We start from the raw sequence: 14,303 nt of genomic DNA on the forward strand, positions 1-14,303 counted from the left end.
CGTTAAATAAGCCGTAATGCGAGTCGAAACTGCGCCGCAAGCGGGCGCCGACTTTATCCGCCCGTTCCAGATCGAGGCCTTGGGCATCCGCGGCCGTGCCGTTCGGCTGTCCCGCGCGGTGGATGAGATCGTCCACAAACACGCCTATCCCGAACCGGTCGCGCGTCTCCTGGCGGAGATGCTGACGGTCGCGGCGGCACTCGCCTCCGCGCTGAAATACGAAGGCGTGTTCACGCTGCAGACCAAGAGCGAGGGCGCGGTCCGCCTGATGGTGGTGGACGTGACCTCCGCCGGCGCGATGCGCGGCTATGCCCAATTCGATGCCGCGGCAGTCGCCGCTCTGCCCGGCGATGCCAGCCTGCCCCGTCTGCTCGGCGGCGGCTACCTCGCCTTCACCGTCGACCAGGGCGAGGACACCGACCGCTACCAGGGCATCGTCGAGCTGACTGGCGCCGACCTGGTCGAATGCGTGCAGCACTATTTCCAGCAGTCGGAGCAGCTGAAGGCCGGCTTCAAGCTCGCCGTCATCCGGCAGAACGGGCATTGGCATTCCGGCGTCATCATGCTGCAAAGGCTGCCGCGCGAGGAGCAGACCAGCGCGGTTGAGATCGACGACGATGCCTGGCGCCGCGCCGTGACCCTGCTCGCAAGCTGCACCTCCAAGGAACTGCTGGACGAGGGGCTGCCGATCGACGACCTGCTCTACCGGCTGTTCCACGAGGACGGGGTGCGGGTGTTCAAGGGCCAAGTCCTGCGCGCGGAATGCCGCTGCTCGCGCCAGCGCGTCGGCTCGGTGCTGCGCTCGCTGCCGCGCGACGAGCTCAAGGAGCTGGAAATCGACGGCGCGCTGGAAGTCACCTGCGAGTTCTGCAACAGCAAGTACCGCTTCACCCTGGCGGACCTGGAAGAGACCACCCCGGACCCGGCATGACCGAAGCGAGACCGCGATGCCTTCCCTCTTGAAACTGCTCGGCCCGGCGCTGCTGGTTCTCGGACTGGCCGCCTGCAAGACGCCGCCGGACCGGCAGCAATTCCCGGAGATCACTTTCCAGCACCTGCAGCCGTTCCGGCTCGACGTGGCCAGGGTCACGATCGTGGACGGCTACCAGCCCGATCCCGCCAACGACGTGGGCAGCCAGTTCCCGGAATCACCCGCCGCGGTCGCCCGGCAATGGGGCCAGGACCGGTTGCTCGCGGTGGGCCAGCAGGGCGAGGCGATCTACACCATCACGCTTGCCAAGGCGACGCAGACGCCGCTGCCGCGCTCGACGGGCGTTACCGGCATGACGCACAAGGACCAGTCCGACCGGTTCGACCTGCAGATCACCGTCAATCTCGAAGTGCGATCGGGCGGCAGGTCCGGCGCGGTCACCGGGCAGGCCTCGCGCAGCCAGACCGTGCGCGAGGACATGACGCTCAACCAGCGCGAAGCGGTGCTGTTCCGGCTGCTCGACGTCAGCATGAAGGACGTGAACGCGCAGATGGAAAAGCTGATCCCGCACTATCTCGGCGGGTTCTTGCGGTAGTTCAGTTCTTCTCCGCCCAGTCGATCACGCGGCGGAGCAAAGCCTCGCCGAGGGCGAGCTGTTCCTTCAGGATGAACTCGTCGGGCTGGTGCGCCTGGCGGATCGAGCCGGGGCCGCAGACGATGGCCGAGAGGCCCGCCGACTGGAACTGGCCGGCCTCGGTCGCGAAAGACATGCCGAAGCTGTCGTTCTGGCCGGTCAGGAGGCGCATCAAGGTCTCGGCGGCGCCGTCATGCTCCTCGACCAGCGGCGGCACGGCGACGCGGTCGGTGGTGACCACGCTCGCTTCCGGCGCCACCGCTTTCAAGCGCGGCAGCAAGTCCCGATCGACGAACTGCCGCAGCGCGTCCAGCACGGTCTCCGGCTTGGCGCCGGGTACGCCGCGGAAATCCCATTCGATGCTGCAGGAGCGCGCGATGATGTTGACCGCGGTGCCGCCGTTGATGCGGCCGAGATTGATCGTGCTGTGCGGCGGGTCGAAGCTCTTGTCGAACGGGCCGTCGTGCCTGAGGCGATCGTAGATCCGCCCCAACTCGGTCGCGACCTCGGCCGCCGCGAGGATGGCGTTCAGGCCACGCTCCGGCTGGCTGGAATGGCCGTCCTTGCCGGTGATCGTGGTGGTGAAGGAATAGCAGCCCTTGTGCCTTGTACCGAGCTTCAGCTCGGTCGGCTCGCCGATGATGGCGATGCGCGGTTGCCGGAATCGCTTGCCGATCTGGGCGATCAGGTTCGGCGCACCGAGGCAGCCGATCTCCTCGTCATAGGAGAAAGCGAAATGCAGCGGCGTCTTCAAGGTGCGCCGCTTCATCTCCGGCACCAGCGCCAGGCAAAGCGCGATGAAGCCCTTCATGTCGGAGGTGCCGCGGCCGAACCAGCGGTCGCCGCCGTCACGCAGGATGAAAGGATCACTCGACCAGGGCTGGCCTTCGACCGGCACCACGTCGGTATGGCCCGAGAGCACGATGCCGCCGTCGCAGTCGGGGCCGATCGAGGCCCAGAGGTTGGCCTTGGGCTGGCCGTCGGGCGCCTTGACGATCTCGGCCTGGATGCCCCGGCCGGAGAGATAGTCGGCAATCCAGTCGATGACCGAAAGATTGGAACGCGACGAGATCGAGTCGAAGGCGACGAGCTTCGCCAGGATCTCCTCGACCCGCATTACGAATTGCTGCCGATGATGCCGTGCGGCATGCCGATGAAGGCCAGGAACTCGCGCCGGGTCGAAGCGTCGCTGCGGAAGGCGCCGAGCATGCGGCTGGTGACCATCGAGGTGCCGGGCTTGTGCACCCCCCGGGTGGTCATGCATTGGTGGCTGGCATCGATCACCACGGCGACGCCGCGCGGCTGCAGCACCTCGTTCAAGGTGTTGGCGATCTGCGCCGTCAGCTTCTCCTGGATCTGCAGGCGCTTGGCGTAGACGTCGAGCAGGCGCGCGAGCTTGCTGATCCCGACCACGCGCTTGCTCGGCAGGTAGGCGATATGCGCGCGGCCGATGATCGCCGCCATGTGGTGCTCGCAATGGCTCTCGAAGCGCATGTCCTTCAAGACGATCATCTCGTCATAGCCGTCGGTCTCCTCGAAGGTGCGCTTCAGCACGCCTTCGGGATCGACGCCGTAGCCGCGGAAGAATTCCTTGTAGGCGCGGGCGACCCGGGCCGGCGTCTCCAGCAGACCCTCGCGCTTGGGATCGTCGCCGGCCCAGCGGATCAAGGTGCGGACCGCCTCTTCGGCGTCGGCCTGGCTCGGTTTCGAGGCTTTGCTGGAACGCGCCGGTTTGCTGCTGCGTGCCACGTTCGCTCCTTTGTCCGGGACCCGATGGGGATCAGTTGAGGCGGATCGCCTGGTGCGGGCTGTCCAGCGAGAAGGCTGGGATCGCGATGTCGAAGCGCTCGCCGCCCTGCGCTTCCATCTGGTAGGTGCCGACCATGATTCCGGACGGCGTCTTCAGCGGCGTGCCGCTGGTGTATTCGAAGCTCTCGCCGGGATGCAGGATCGGCTGCTCGCCGACCACGCCTGGACCGCGCACTTCCTGGATCCGGCCCAGGCTGTCGGTGATCCGCCAATAGCGGTTGCGAAGCTGCACGGTCTCCTCGCCGCCGTTGTCGATCCGCACATGGTACTTCCAGACGTAGTGCGATTCCTCGGGCGAGGACTGGTCTTCGAGATAGGTCGGCTCCACCGTCACGGTGATCGCCCGGGTGGTTTCCTGGTACTTGAACATGGTCCTTCCGACACTCCGGCCGGCCGCTGTCCCGAATGGGGCCGCAAGGCAGTCCCGGCCCGGATGAGGCAAATTCTAACGGCTTAGAGGAAAAGCGGGCAAAGGAAAACGGCGCCGGTCGAGACCGGCGCCGTTCCAGTTTTTCGGGTCCTTAAGCTTACTGGACGATGATTTCGTCGCGGCGGTTAGCCTGCTCCTTCACACCGTCCGCGGTCGGGACCGCGTTCTCGGACTCACCCTTCCAGGCGGTCGTGATCGCATCCGCCGGGACGCCGGCCGCGATCAGCGCGGCACGGGCCGCGTCGGCACGACGCTCGGAGAGCTTCAGGTTGTAGTCGTCGGTACCGGAACGATCGGTGTAACCGGTGATCGAGATCGCCTTCGCCTTGTTGGCGCTGAAGTCGGCGACGACCCGGTTGATGACCGCCTGGGCCGCAGGGTTGATGTTCGACTTATCGAAGTCGAACAGGATCAGGTAGACCTGCGGGGCCGGCGCCGGCGCCGGAGCGGGCTCGGCCGGCTTGGCCTCGAGCTCGGCCAGGGCGGCCAGCAGCTCGTCGCGGCAAGCGGAGATGTGATCGTTCTGGAAGTTCTCTTCCTGCTGCTCGAGCCAGCAGTCGAAGCGCGCCTGAGCGCGGGCGGCAATGTCCGCCTTGTTCTCGCGGGCGCCGCCGTCGAGCGCGGTCAGCAGGCGCTGACGCACCGACTGGATTTCCGGCAGCACGTCGGACGGCAGATCGCGCTCGCCCGGCTCCTGCGGGGCGACGCTCTGGCCGCCGGCCGCCGCCAGCGCCTTGCTGGCGAAGTAGTTGGCGTCGTTCCAATCCTTCATCTCGTCGGCTTCGAAGGCCGAGAGGTCCTTATACTCGCGGGTCAATGCCTGGGTGAAAGGCGTCCCCCCCGACGGCTGCGCCATCCGCGCTTCCTCGATTTGGGAGCTGCAAGCCGCCAGGAAGCTCAGTGCCCCGATGGCTGCCACAAGTTTCAGCGTTTTCATGTTTTCCTCGCTCTTCTTTTTTCCGCCGGCTCGGCGCGTCGGCAGCATGCCCCCACGCGCGACACTCGAACCTTTGACCGTGATGATGTATCTGGACCCCTGGGCGATAACCGGCTCCGAAGACAACAGTTCTGCGGCTGACCGGTTCCCCACGGAGCTATGGCCTAGTCGGGGCACTATAGGGTGGCGCCCAGGCGATGTCAAAACTGCGGGATCTGAGAATTCCCAAACAAAACCATTCACTTAAGGACGAAATAGCCCGCCTTCACGCAGATTTATGCGGTAACTCTGCGTGGATCAGTTTCCGGCTGAAGAACCGTCGCCGAACGTGAATCCAGGACCGCCCGTCCGAGCGGTGCGCCGAACGCGCGAATCAGAAAACCAAGGCGGGAGGTTGGAGCGGGTGAAGGGAATCGAACCCTCGTCGTAAGCTTGGGAAGCTTCTGCTCTGCCATTGAGCTACACCCGCGCCCTGGCCGAATTTATAGGTGAAGCCGCGGTGTGGTTCAAGCTGGCGCGCCATCCGCGTCAGGGACACCTCGGCCCCCTTGCCGCCCCGGCTGTGATAGGCTGGGCAAAAGCCCATGGGGGAGGCTCGGCGTGCAGCAGCTGCGGACCTTGGCGGTGATCGGCAATGGCATCATCGGCCATGGCATTGCCGAAGTCTTCGCTTCGGCCGGGACGGAGGTAATTCTGGTCGGGCGAAGCACGGCTAGCCTCCAGGAAGCGGTCAAGCGCATTCGGCAGAGCCGCGAGGAATTCGCCCGCGAGCGCCTGTTCGAGGAAAAGGACATCGCGGCGGCGATGGCGCGGATCCGGCCGACCACCAACCTGGACGATGCAGCCCAAGCGGACATGGTCATCGAGGCGGTGCCGGAAAACATGGCGCTGAAGCTCTCGATCTTCGAGCGCCTCGACCGGATCACCCGACCGGATGCGGTGCTGGCTTCTTCGAGCGGCCATCCGGCCAGCGAGCTGACGCCGCGCGTGAAGAACAAGGGCCGCGTGATCGCCACGCATTTCTGGTATCCGCCGCAACTCCTGCCGCTGGTCGAGGTCTGCGGCGCGCCGGAGACCGACCCGGCGGTGATCGACTGGACCTGCGCGCGGCTCCGTGACGCCGGCAAGGAGCCGGTCGTCATCGCCCGCGAGATCGCCGGCTTCATCGGCAACCGGATCCAGTTCGCGATCCTGCGCGAGGCCTGGTCGCTCTGGACCTCCGGTGCGGCTTCCGCCGAAGCCATCGATGCCGTGGTCAAGAACAGCATCGGCCGCCGGCTCGGCGTGACCGGTCCGATCGAATCCGCCGATCTCGGCGGCCTCGACACGATGTTCCGCTTCGCCCAGTTCCTGCAGCCGACGCTGGACACATCTGCCATGCCGCCGGAGAGCGTGGGCACGCGGAGCCGGTCCGCGGACCCGCATATCAACGAGCGCGGGCGGGAAGACTGGTCGGCGCTCTCGACGGCGCGCCGGGCCGAGCTGTTCCGTTGGCTCCGCAGCGACCGCGCCGCGACCTGATCAGCAGACGCGGCGCAGAGACCAGGAAGAGCTTCGATGCGTCAGGAGACTGGACTTCCGGTGTCGTCGGGCACCTGCGGCGACTTGGCGGCACCGGGCGGCTGGCGAAGGGCTCGCTGCTTTGCGTGGACAAGATTCGTCACCACCACGAGCCGGCTGCGATATGCCTCGGCCAGCCGGTCCACGGTCTCGGCGAGGGCTGCCCGGCGTTCGTAGCCGTAGGCGTCCTGTTTGGAAACCACGAGTTCAATCGCGCATAGGCGGGACAAGACGGCCTGCATCTCCTTCTCGTCGGCGAAGACACGCTCGGCAACGCGGGCAGGCGTCCACCATTGATCCGGCTGATCATGCAGCAGCAGAAGCGCCTCAAGTTGCGCAATGGACTCGATGTGTTGCGCGATGAAAATTCGGACGTCGGCAGCAATAGGCTCTTCAGGCACTCACTTCTCCTTCAGTCGGCACAGCGCGGCGCCTATCAGGCTCCGTCCCCGATCTCGGCTGTCTCTTCCGTCTCGGCACGCAGCCGGTAGCCGATCCCCGGCTCGGTCAGAATGAATTCCGGCGCGCCGGGCATGGCCTCGACCTTCTGTCGAAGCTGCCCGACGAGCACACGGAGCCCTTGAATGTCACGTTCCCCGAGGCCCCACAGCGCCGCCAGGAGCGCGTTACGGGTCACGATCTGCCCGGCATGCTCGGCGAGGATGCGCAGCAGGTCGAACTCCTTCGGCGTGAGATGGACCTCGCGCCCCTGGGCGATGACTCGCCGGGCGGAAAAGTCGACAGCGAGACCGGCGCTCCGATAGGTGAGCGGGACCTCCCGGCCTTGTCGAAGCCGAAGCGCAACCCGGAGCCTCGCCAGGAGCTCCCCCATCCCGAACGGCTTGTTGATGTAGTCGTTCGCGCCGGCGTCGAGCGCCAGGATCTTCTCGCCCTCCATGTGCCGGGCCGAAAGCACCACGATGGGCACTTCGGAGAACTGCCGCACTTCGGCGATCACTTCCTTGCCGTCCCGGTCCGGAAGCCCGAGATCGAGGATAATCGCGTCGATCGGCTCTCGGCGCAGCGTGACGAACACGTCTCCTGCCGTGCCGGCCGTGATAACGCCGTAGCCGGCGACCGTAAGCGACATCCGCAGCGTCTTCACCATCTGCGGTTCGTCATCGACCACCAGCACGACCTGCTTTGCCATGGTCACGCCTCGTCGACCCGTTTGAGGCAGACGTGGATGGCGGTTCCCGATCCGTGTTGGACGGGGCTGACGGCACGCACCGTGCCGCCCATGGCCTCGATCAGCCCGCGCGATATCGAGAGGCCAAGGCCCGTGCCCTGGGCGTTGGCGGCATTGCTGGAAAGCCGGTGAAACTTGTCGAACACCCGCTCCAGGTCCTGCCGCGGAATCCCAGGGCCCTGGTCGGAGACGACGATCTCGGCGATATGCAGGGTTTCGCGCAGCTGGATCTCGATCCCGGCATCGGCGGGTGAGTATTGCAGGGCGTTGTCCAGGATGTTGAACAGGGCCTGCTCCAGCAGGATCGGGTCGGCCTCGACCAGGCACGCCTCCTCGGGCAGGCTCCGGACCCAGAGGTCCAGCGCCGCCTCCGCCCGCGCCGCGCCGCAGCGGCGCACGGCGGCGCTGACGATCTCCGTGATATCCGTTGGTTCGAGCTTCACTTTGACCGCGCCCGCCTCGAGCTTGATCATGTCGAGCAGGTTCGCGACGTAGCGGTTGGCGCGCTCGGCCTGCCATCGAATGTCGGAAAGCAGCTCGGCCGCGCCCTGCGGCGAGAACTTGGCGCCCTGCTCGATCAAGGCGGTGACCGCCGCAAGAATTCCCGACAGCGGCGTCCTGAAGTCATGGCTGACGGAAGAGAGAAGCGCGGTCTTCAGCTTGTCGCTTTCCTGGACCACGCGCGCATCCGTCATCTCCTGCATGAGCTCGGCCCTTTCAAGGGCGACGGCACCGAGCTGGCAGAGGATGGAGACGATCTGCTCCTCGAACGCCGATGCTCTCTCATCGAGGGCTTCGCAGACGATGAGCCCCATGGGGCGTCGCAGGGTGCCGATGGGCTGGATGGCAAGGCGCTCGATCGCGCTTGTTCCGACGTTCGGTTTGTCGGCGCCGATCTGCGTCCACGCCCGGTCGGCGATCTCCCGAAGCCCGGCCTGGGAAATCCGCTGGCTCACACCGTGTTCGGAGGGGGTGCCGGACGCCGCCCAGGCGATTCCTTCTTCGCTCCTGAGAAATACATGCGCGAAGCAGCCGCCCGCATTGGCAACCTCGGCGGCGAGAATTTGGGCGAGCTCGTCGCGGTTGGAGGACGAGCCAAGCGCGCGGCTGGCGTTGAAGAGAAGCGTCATGGTCGCGGCGCGCTGGGCGGTTTCCCTGGCCTGGTCCCGCACGCGCCCCGCCAGGGTACCGGTCAGCAAGGCGACCGCGAGGAAGACGCCGAGCGTCAGCGTGTTGCTGACCGGTTCGAAGGTCAGGCCGAAGCGCGGCCGCAGGAACAGGAAGTTGAAGCTCAAGAAAGCCAGGAGCGCGGAGAAGATGCCGACCGTGCGGCCATGCACGACCGAGCAGACGAGCACGGCCGAGAGGTAGACCATCGACAGCAGGCCCTGGGCCGGCGTGAAATCCTTGAGCCACACGGCGGCAAGCGTGGCCAGGGCAATCGCCACGATCGACCACATGTATGGGCTGAATTTCAGAGTCGCCTGCTTCGGCTTGAGTTGCCGGGCCGGGGCGCTCTGCAATGCGGGCGGGAGTGTCGTCATGCCGACCTAAGAAAGTCGAGGATAACCTCGCGGGCAACCGAATATGCCCCATCGATCATGGCGCGGCACGCGGCATTATTCGCGAGGTTTCCGCGATTCGACACACCATAAGAATCTTATAAGTTTTCTATGCCCGAGACTTTCGTTGCCAACGGTCTTTCGCGCCATCAAGGTCCGGAAGGATTGAAGGCCGCGCCTCAAGCGGCCCTGCGGCAGGAGAACGCAGTTTGATTGCAATCAGCCTCGTAGAGCTTCAGCTGCATGTTGCGGCTGCGCTCGAGCCCCACGGCATCGGCGTGGAGGAAATCGAGGTCATGCCCGATATCAGCGGCGCGTGGCGGATCCTGCTCAACGGACCCGCCGGTCGACTGCGGGCAAAGACGGATGCCGCCAGCCAGGTGGAAGCGGAGCTCGGCCTTCGATACAAGGTCCACCGCCTCTCGCTCGGCGGCGCTTATGGTGGATGAGGTTCACCGGCAGGTTCCGATACCGCAGATGCCGGTGCGCTGCTGGCCCGCTTATCCTCGGTCAGCAACCCTGACGCCCTCCCTGCCCCCACAGGGAGGGCTTTTTTCCAGCGAGGCCCGGCTGGCGCCTCGCTTGCGGATCTAGTCCCGCCGGGCGCCCTTGTCAGGAAACGGTCCGGTTTCGCCTCCGCTGCGTATTGGGGGAAGCGCGCCAGGTGTGATGCCGGACACAGAATGGCGCGATTTGGCCGTTGCAGCCGGTGCAGCGCCGCTTGATCTCCCGAACGCAGCGACCCATGTCGCGAGTGCGCAAGGCAGTTTCTGGTGCCGCGTGAATCGGAGAGCAACATGGATCTCAACGAGTTCATCTTCAGAGACGACACGGCGGAAGTCCTGGGCGCCGAAATCGACGGCGAGGATTTCGAGGCCGCCGAGGAAGCGGGGGGATTCGTTCTGGCCGGCAAGCTCGGGGCCGCAGCCGTCGCTGGCGCGATGCTCGGCGCATTGCACGCCCTGGGCGACGCCGCCCGGCATCTCTAACCTGCTTCGAGATACCGCCTGACTTCAGCCGTGCTGACCGCGCGCCGCAACGCGGCGTCTTCCGCCTCGCAGACCATCGCGAAATGCTCGACGAACGGAGCGCCGAAGATTCTCCGCGCGGCGGCGCTGCCGCGCAGGCGTTTGGTGGCCTCCAGGAGGTCGGCTGGCAGGCGCGGTGCATTCGGTGGAATCTCGTTCGGGCCGCCGCCCGTGATCGGCGCGTCGGCAAGGTCGAGCCCGCGCTCGAGCCCGTCCAAGCCCGCCCCCAGCATCATCGCCAGCGCGAGATAAACGTTCGTGTCGCTCCCCGGCAGCCGCAGCTCCAGCCGCGTCTGCGCCGGGGTCTCGGCGGCGGTGCGGACCGCGGCGGCATAATTGTACGGCGCCCAGCTCACGGTCTTCGGCGCCCAGCTGCCGGGCGCCAGCCGCCGATAGGCGTTGACCGTATGGCCGCAGAGCGCGAAGACCTCCGGCACCAGGTCGATGATGCCGGCCAGGAAGCGGCGCGCGACGCCGCTCAAGCCCTGCGGGTCGTGCGGGTCGGCGAAGGCATTGCTGCTTGCCTTGCGATCGAGCAGCGAGAGGTTGATATGCCCGCCGATGCCGGGAAAATCCGCGCCGAGCAGCGGCATGAAGGACGCCGTCAGGTCGCGCTGGCGGCAGAACGCCTTGGTGAACATCCGAAAGAAGGCGGCATCGTCGGCGGCGCGCATCGCGGATTTGTGCCGCAAGGTCGCCTCGAAGCAGCCGGGTCCAAGCTCCACGCCCAATCCGAACAGATCGATATCCGCGCCGCGCAGCAAAGATTCCAGGCCGGCGACGAAGCCGGCATGGGCGGCCGCGGTCTGCCCCGACCAGCAGCGGTTGTCGGCCGCGAAAGGCGTGAGACCGGAGAAACCTTTCGCGCGCAATGAATCCGCGGTTTCGTTCAGCACGATGAACTCGAACTCGAAGGCCGCGAGCACGTCGAAGCCGGCGCGATCCGCCCGCTCGATCTGCCGCTGCAGGAGGCGGCGCGGCATGATCTCCGCCTGGGGTCCGGTGTAATCCGCGACCAGTGCCGCCGCGCGCGGCTCGAACGGGTAGGGCCGCAGCGAAGCCGGATCGTAAGCCACGGTCTCGCTGCCGTAAGGACCAGGCGCCAGGATCGATTCCGCCGTGTCCCATTTCGGCAGCACATTGGCGAAGACGGCGGTCTCGGCGCCGGCCAGCAGGTCGGCGCGGTGCATCCGCCGCTCGCGGAACATGGTGGCATAGTCGAACAGGCCGACATGCACGACCTCGGCGCCCAGGCGATCGAGCGCCGCGGCGATTGCAGCCGTCGTTTCCGTCACGTCGAGCCTCCCTGCCGGCTCAAGCCGCCGTATAGCCGCCGTCGATCAGCATGTCCTGGCCGTTCACCAGGTCCGACGCCGACGAGGCGAGATAGAGGATCATGTCGGCGACCTCGACCGGCTTGCCGAAACGGCCGGCGGGGATCTTCGCCTTCATCGGGTCGCCGCGCTCCGGCTTGCCCCAGTGCTCCTCACCCATCGGCGTCAGAATCACGGTCGGGCATACGCTGTTGACCTGGATGTTGTGCTTGGCCCATTCGACGCACATCACCTTTGTGAGCGTGTTGAGCCCGCCCTTCGACGCGCCGTAAGCGGCATGGCTGTCCTGGCCGATGACGCCGGCCTGAGACGAGATGTTGATGATCTTGCCGTGACCCTTCTTGATCATCGCCGGCGCCAGCGCCTGGGCCAGCAGGAACGGTGCGCGGAGGTTGACTGCCATGGTCATGTCCCAGTCGCCGACTTTCGCTTCCAGCAGCGGGGCGATCAGCGCCACGGCGGCGTTGTTGACCAGGATGTCGATCGTGCCGAAGGCCGCCAGCGCCTCCCTGGCCGCCCGTTCGGGATCCTCGACGGCGGCCAGGTTCGCCGCGATCGTCACGCAACGACGGCCCTTGGCCTCGACCGCCGCCTTGACTGCGTGCAGGCCGTCATGATCGCGGCCGACCGCGGCGATGTCGGCGCCGGCATCGGCCAGCACCTTGCAAGTCTCCTGCCCGATGCCCTTGGTGGCGCCGGTCACGAGTGCGGTCTTGCCTGCGAGCGAGAAGCGTTTGGTCCAGTCGGCCATGATGCTCTGTCCTATTTCCTGCGCAGCTTCTTTTCGACCGTGGCGAAGGCCTTCTGATAGACGTTCTGCTCGGTGTTGGGGATCAGGGTCAGGTCGTCCTGCGGGCTGGCATCCCAGTCACCGGTCCAGACCCCGAAGGTGGTGTTGTTGCTGGTGACCGGCCAGAGCCGCGGCCCCGAGACATAGTTGATCCAGGGCAAGGGCGACTTGGTGATGCGGTAGGAGAAGGAGCGCGTGCGGTCGCAGAGATGCAGCAGCTCCTCATGCAGATGGCCCGGGCCGAAGTAGAAGTCGCGCACGCCCGAGACCTTGTCCGAGCGGACGCCGCCGATCATGTGCATCTTGGTGATATCCTCATGCCAGCCGCCCATGCCGGCGAAGTCGCGGATGACGCCCCAGACCTGCTCGACCGGCGCCCGCATCACCCGCGAGGTCCAGACCTTGTTCGGCGCATAGCCTTTCCAGCGCACCACCCCTTCGGGCTTCTTCGGCTTCTTGGCGGCGACGATCTTCGCGAGATTCGCCCAATTGGACGCAAACACATCTTTGGAGACGATCTTCTCGTATTTGCCCTCGTCACCTGGCGCCTCGTCGAACGTGGCTTCCCATTCGGCGAAGGTCTGGTCGTTGTGGGTCACGGGATAGAGCCGCAGGGTCGCGATGTAGTTCTTCACCGGAAAGGCCGGCTTCTCGAAATTGTAAGTGAAGGAGTAGTTGGCGTCGTCCAGCGCCAACAGCCGTTCGCGGACATGCTTGCCATCCTTGGTATGGAAGGAGCGGACGCAGCCCACGACATCGGCATCGAGTCCATCCTCGATCTTGGAGCGCGCGATGGCCGGCGCCCATTTGGGCAGGGCATTGAAGTCGCGGACCAGGCTCCAAACGGTCTCAACAGGGGCTTTCAGGATGGTCGAGGCATAGGCGCGCGCCATTTATCTCTCCGTCAGGTGATGTCTTTAAAAGCCTTGACCGCCGCGGCGGCAAAGGCCGGATCGTTGATGTTGAAGTCGAGCTCGATGAGCTTGCGATTCTTCGCCTTGAGCCAGCCCTGGCGGATCGCGTCGAACAAGGCGGCGTCGGCCTTCGGGTCGTGGAACGGCTGGCCTTCGGCATCGATCGCCGAGACGCCCTTCAGCGGCAAGAGAAAGCGCACCGGCCCCGGCATCCGGTTCACGCGCTCGACGATGAAGGCGCCGATCTTCGCGTTCTCCTCCGGCGTCGTGCGCATGAGCGTCACATGGGCATTGTGGACATGGAATTTCCGCTGGGCGAATTGCGGCGGCACGGTCTCGCGGGCGCCGAAATTCACCATGTCGCAGGCTCCGACCGAGCCGACATAGGGAATTGCGTGGCGAATGAAGGCGCCGAAACGGTCGGGCGTGCAGGGTAACACGCCGCCCACAAGGTAGTCGGCGACCTCGGTCGTGGTGATGTCGATGACGCCGTCGAAGAAGCCGGATTCGGCGAGCTTCTCGAAGCTCTGGCCGCCGGTGCCGGTGGCGTGGAAGACAAAGCTCTCGGTGGCGGGCTCCAGGCGGCGACGGATCTCGTTCACGCAGGCCGTGGTGACTCCGAACATGGTGTAGCCCACGGTCGGCTTCGACTTCCGCGCCTTGGGCACCTTGGTCCTGACCATGCCCGCCACGGCATGGGCGGCATTGCCGATCACCGCCCGGCTGATCGCATTCAAGCCGGCGATGTCGGTGACCGCATGCATCATCATGATGTCGGTCGGACCGACGAAGCCGGCGACGTTGCCGGAGGCCAGCGTCGAGACCATTATTTTCGGCAGCCCCACCGGCAGCGCGCGCATCGCCTCGGTGACGATCGCGGTGTTGCCGGAACCGCCGAGGCCGAGGACGGCGCCAAGGTCCTTGCGCGCGAGCAGATAGCGCTTCAGCGCCTCACCCATGGCGGAGACCGCCTTGCCGCGGTCGGTCAGGCCGAGGACGGCCGCCCTGCCCTGCGGATGATGGGCGGCCACCGTTTCCGCGGTGACGTCGGCGTCCGGATCGGGCTTGGCCGTGGAGACATCGACCAGCACCGGCTTCGCCCCCGCGCGCGCGATGCAGGCGCAGGCGAAGCGCAGCTCGTCCCCCTTGGTATCGCAGGTCCCGATCACATAGACCTTGCGCATG

The 14,303-nt window shown here is 66.0% G+C and carries 16 protein-coding genes and 1 tRNA gene; 5 read left to right on the forward strand and 12 right to left on the reverse strand.

The annotated features are described in order from the left end of the window. Window positions 1–16: 16 nt before the first annotated feature. A complete protein-coding gene (hslO, locus tag ACYQ4T_RS13430; RefSeq protein WP_459854820.1) occupies window positions 17–931 on the forward strand; it encodes an Hsp33 family molecular chaperone HslO in 915 nt (304 codons plus the stop codon). Window positions 932–947: 16 nt separating this feature from the next. Next, window positions 948–1,526 (forward strand): hypothetical protein, encoded by a 579-nt coding sequence (locus ACYQ4T_RS13435; RefSeq protein ID WP_459854822.1) that lies wholly within the window; start codon window positions 948–950, stop codon window positions 1,524–1,526. A gap of 1 nt (window position 1,527) precedes the next feature. On the opposite strand, the gene argE is transcribed toward ACYQ4T_RS13435, so the two are convergent. From argE to ACYQ4T_RS13460, 5 genes are all read right to left on the reverse strand, one after another. Beyond that, a complete protein-coding gene (gene argE / locus ACYQ4T_RS13440) occupies window positions 1,528–2,682 on the reverse strand; it encodes an acetylornithine deacetylase (RefSeq protein WP_459854825.1) in 1,155 nt (384 codons plus the stop codon). Beyond that, window positions 2,682–3,314 carry a GTP cyclohydrolase I FolE gene (gene folE, locus ACYQ4T_RS13445; RefSeq protein WP_459854827.1) on the reverse strand — a complete coding sequence of 211 codons (633 nt, stop codon included), beginning with the start codon at window positions 3,312–3,314 and terminating at the stop codon, window positions 2,682–2,684. Before folE ends, argE begins: the two co-directional genes overlap by 1 nt. A gap of 31 nt (window positions 3,315–3,345) precedes the next feature. Next, a complete protein-coding gene (gene apaG, locus ACYQ4T_RS13450; RefSeq protein WP_395014807.1) occupies window positions 3,346–3,744 on the reverse strand; it encodes a Co2+/Mg2+ efflux protein ApaG in 399 nt (132 codons plus the stop codon). A gap of 157 nt (window positions 3,745–3,901) precedes the next feature. After that, on the reverse strand, window positions 3,902–4,741 hold the full coding sequence (locus tag ACYQ4T_RS13455) for an OmpA family protein (protein WP_459854830.1): 840 nt from the start codon (window positions 4,739–4,741) through the stop codon (window positions 3,902–3,904). 395 nt (window positions 4,742–5,136) lie between these two features. Further along, window positions 5,137–5,210: transfer RNA gene (locus ACYQ4T_RS13460), tRNA-Gly, on the reverse strand. A 131-nt stretch (window positions 5,211–5,341) separates the two neighbouring features. Here ACYQ4T_RS13460 and ACYQ4T_RS13465 point away from each other — a divergent pair. Continuing rightward, entirely contained in the window at window positions 5,342–6,262 is a 921-nt protein-coding gene (locus ACYQ4T_RS13465) for a 3-hydroxyacyl-CoA dehydrogenase family protein (RefSeq protein ID WP_459854832.1), read from the forward strand. A gap of 41 nt (window positions 6,263–6,303) precedes the next feature. Here the strand turns inward: ACYQ4T_RS13465 and ACYQ4T_RS13470 are convergent, their stop codons facing one another. Genes ACYQ4T_RS13470 through ACYQ4T_RS13480 form a run of 3 tightly spaced genes read right to left on the reverse strand, consistent with a single transcriptional unit; the run spans window position 6,304 to window position 9,034 of the window. Beyond that, window positions 6,304–6,702, reverse strand: a complete 399-nt coding sequence (locus tag ACYQ4T_RS13470; RefSeq protein ID WP_459854834.1) for a hypothetical protein — start codon at window positions 6,700–6,702, stop codon at window positions 6,304–6,306. Window positions 6,703–6,737: 35 nt separating this feature from the next. Then, a complete protein-coding gene (locus ACYQ4T_RS13475) occupies window positions 6,738–7,451 on the reverse strand; it encodes a response regulator transcription factor (protein WP_459854837.1) in 714 nt (237 codons plus the stop codon). A 2-nt stretch (window positions 7,452–7,453) separates the two neighbouring features. Beyond that, entirely contained in the window at window positions 7,454–9,034 is a 1,581-nt protein-coding gene (locus tag ACYQ4T_RS13480) for a DUF4118 domain-containing protein (RefSeq protein ID WP_459854840.1), read from the reverse strand. A 227-nt stretch (window positions 9,035–9,261) separates the two neighbouring features. Here ACYQ4T_RS13480 and ACYQ4T_RS13485 point away from each other — a divergent pair, with 227 nt between their 5' ends. Continuing rightward, entirely contained in the window at window positions 9,262–9,501 is a 240-nt protein-coding gene (locus ACYQ4T_RS13485) for a hypothetical protein (protein ID WP_459854843.1), read from the forward strand. 348 nt (window positions 9,502–9,849) lie between these two features. Further along, window positions 9,850–10,041 carry a hypothetical protein gene (locus ACYQ4T_RS13490; RefSeq protein WP_459854846.1) on the forward strand — a complete coding sequence of 64 codons (192 nt, stop codon included), beginning with the start codon at window positions 9,850–9,852 and terminating at the stop codon, window positions 10,039–10,041. Here ACYQ4T_RS13490 and ACYQ4T_RS13495 read toward each other — a convergent pair. The 4 genes from ACYQ4T_RS13495 to ACYQ4T_RS13510 are packed head-to-tail and all read right to left on the reverse strand — an operon-like array spanning window position 10,038 to window position 14,302. Next, on the reverse strand, window positions 10,038–11,375 hold the full coding sequence (locus tag ACYQ4T_RS13495) for a type I glutamate--ammonia ligase (protein ID WP_459854849.1): 1,338 nt from the start codon (window positions 11,373–11,375) through the stop codon (window positions 10,038–10,040). The two genes, ACYQ4T_RS13490 and ACYQ4T_RS13495, sit on opposite strands and share 4 nt — an antisense overlap. 19 nt (window positions 11,376–11,394) lie before the next feature. Beyond that, complete coding sequence (locus ACYQ4T_RS13500) at window positions 11,395–12,165, reverse strand: SDR family NAD(P)-dependent oxidoreductase (RefSeq protein WP_459854851.1); 771 nt, start codon at window positions 12,163–12,165, stop codon at window positions 11,395–11,397. A gap of 11 nt (window positions 12,166–12,176) precedes the next feature. Further along, a complete protein-coding gene (locus ACYQ4T_RS13505; RefSeq protein WP_459854854.1) occupies window positions 12,177–13,097 on the reverse strand; it encodes an SRPBCC family protein in 921 nt (306 codons plus the stop codon). Between the two features lie 11 nt (window positions 13,098–13,108). Continuing rightward, entirely contained in the window at window positions 13,109–14,302 is a 1,194-nt protein-coding gene (locus ACYQ4T_RS13510) for a Tm-1-like ATP-binding domain-containing protein (protein ID WP_459854856.1), read from the reverse strand. Window position 14,303 lies beyond the last annotated feature (1 nt).

It is taken from the genome of Dongia sp. agr-C8, from assembly GCF_054658695.1.

What these genes read in the sequence shown, in the direction of transcription:
- hslO (WP_459854820.1), top strand. Translation starts at nt 17, where the DNA reads ATGCGAGTCGAAACTGCGCCGCAAGCGGGCGCCGACTTTATCCGCCCG.
- ACYQ4T_RS13435 (WP_459854822.1), top strand. Translation starts at nt 948, where the DNA reads ATGCCTTCCCTCTTGAAACTGCTCGGCCCGGCGCTGCTGGTTCTCGGA.
- argE (WP_459854825.1), bottom strand. Translation starts at nt 2,682, where the DNA reads ATGCGGGTCGAGGAGATCCTGGCGAAGCTCGTCGCCTTCGACTCGATC.
- apaG (WP_395014807.1), bottom strand. Translation starts at nt 3,744, where the DNA reads ATGTTCAAGTACCAGGAAACCACCCGGGCGATCACCGTGACGGTGGAG.
- ACYQ4T_RS13455 (WP_459854830.1), bottom strand. Translation starts at nt 4,741, where the DNA reads ATGAAAACGCTGAAACTTGTGGCAGCCATCGGGGCACTGAGCTTCCTG.
- ACYQ4T_RS13475 (WP_459854837.1), bottom strand. Translation starts at nt 7,451, where the DNA reads ATGGCAAAGCAGGTCGTGCTGGTGGTCGATGACGAACCGCAGATGGTG.
- ACYQ4T_RS13480 (WP_459854840.1), bottom strand. Translation starts at nt 9,034, where the DNA reads ATGACGACACTCCCGCCCGCATTGCAGAGCGCCCCGGCCCGGCAACTC.
- ACYQ4T_RS13490 (WP_459854846.1), top strand. Translation starts at nt 9,850, where the DNA reads ATGGATCTCAACGAGTTCATCTTCAGAGACGACACGGCGGAAGTCCTG.
- ACYQ4T_RS13500 (WP_459854851.1), bottom strand. Translation starts at nt 12,165, where the DNA reads ATGGCCGACTGGACCAAACGCTTCTCGCTCGCAGGCAAGACCGCACTC.
- ACYQ4T_RS13505 (WP_459854854.1), bottom strand. Translation starts at nt 13,097, where the DNA reads ATGGCGCGCGCCTATGCCTCGACCATCCTGAAAGCCCCTGTTGAGACC.
- ACYQ4T_RS13510 (WP_459854856.1), bottom strand. Translation starts at nt 14,302, where the DNA reads ATGCGCAAGGTCTATGTGATCGGGACCTGCGATACCAAGGGGGACGAG.